Below are 1521 nucleotides of genomic sequence, written 5' to 3'. Positions count from 1 at the left end.
AAATCAATCCCCTACAACCACGAAGGGAGCCCAGAACAAGGGGTGAGCATAGGCGTATTTCATACTCCCGCCCTCACTCATACCGCCTTGATCAATCTGGTTGAGCATCGCTTGGCGGAGTAATTCGGCTTTACTGGTGCCTTGGGCCTTTTGTTGGCTCTTAAAAAGGTCCGTCATCATGGTTCTTGAGGCAACGGAGTCTACTGGCCAGTTGGAGACTAATAGGGCTTTTGCGCCAGCAAAGAAAAAAGCTCGGCCAAGACCAGAGACTGCTTCTGAGCCAGCACCCTCACCTGCAGCGGTATTACACGCCGATAGCACCACCCAGTCAGCATCGAGTTTTAGGGTGAGTACCTTATCCATGGTCAGCAGGCCATCATCCTTGTCTCCCGTCACATCCGGAGAAGATAAGGCCAGTGCTGGTTGGGTTAAGCCATTGAGCTCACCGGGAACTAAGCCATGGGTAGCAAACATCACGACCTTACGATTAGATAGATCGGTGGACATGACTTGCTTGACTGAGGCTTGGCGATGCAAGTAAATATCGCTATCACTAGCGCCAATGGCTTTGCCAATCTCTTCTAGCTCGGTACTGGTATCGGGTAGGCGTGGCAAGAGGGCTAGTTCCGCTGAGCTCACCCCACTCGTTTTAGGAGCGCTGCGCAAATTCAGTGGTCTTCCTCGGGTAGCCAATTGGGTTGCTTTAGCTTGCTTATCGGCTTGCTGCTCTTGCTGGGCACTAAAGTAAGGATCGCCAAAGCCAATAAAGTTCTTACGATTGGGATTACCTGCTGGCAAGGAGCGCAGCGCAGTTAAGGCAGTCACGGAGGGTACCTGGGCAACGGCAATCTCCCTGGTTAACCAAGGCACACTCTTATAGCCAATAAAGGCAGTAGCGCCACCTTTAGCCGGCTGCGCGGTTGGTTTAGTCACCAACAAGGATAAAGGCAACTGACCCAGCTCAGCATGGGGTACGGTCAGTAGGACTTTTTTACCCACAAAGGCACTTTGTACGGGAGCAAGTACCTGTTGGTAGAGTTGATTGGCTAGCGCCACATCAAAAGCGGGGATCTCATCAATGGTCGCTACCCCAGGATCTAAGGCTTTGCGCAATTGCACCACTTCTTTAGCCATTTGAGCACGACCGACCGATAACTGGGCAAATTGTGCCGGCTTATCTTTGGTAATGGCCCAAACATAACCCACGTTATCGCCAAAGTACCAAGATACGAGCACTTCATCGGGTTTGAGGGCTTTTTGGGTACGCTCTACTGAAGCGGGTTTAGGCTCTACTAACTCAGCATAGTCAGGGAACTTGCGTTCAATCTCTTTTTTAAGATCTTCACGCTGAGATTTAAAGCCGGTGATATCGGTACGGATCTTCGCTTGCACGGCTGGCAACTGCTGATCAGGAGGCGCTGATAGCAATCCGGTGAGTAGCTCCGATAAGGTGTTGATGCGCTGCTGCAGATCTTGCTCACGGCGCGCTAGGGAGGCTAACTGAGGATCACTGATATTGGC

At 51.5% G+C, this 1521-nt stretch carries 1 protein-coding gene; it reads right to left on the bottom strand.

What is annotated here, in order from left to right; all coding sequences use genetic code 11:
• Positions 1-3: 3 nt before the first annotated feature.
• Positions 4-1521, bottom strand: a 1518-nt coding sequence (locus tag ICN24_RS10270) for a CHAT domain-containing protein (RefSeq protein WP_216223693.1), incomplete at its 5' end; no start/stop codon positions are given.

Origin of the sequence: Polynucleobacter sp. UK-Kesae-W10 (assembly GCF_018881575.1) — a bacterium.
Classification (GTDB): Bacteria; Pseudomonadota; Gammaproteobacteria; order Burkholderiales; family Burkholderiaceae; genus Polynucleobacter.
This window is presented reverse-complemented; position numbering and strand designations above follow the sequence as displayed.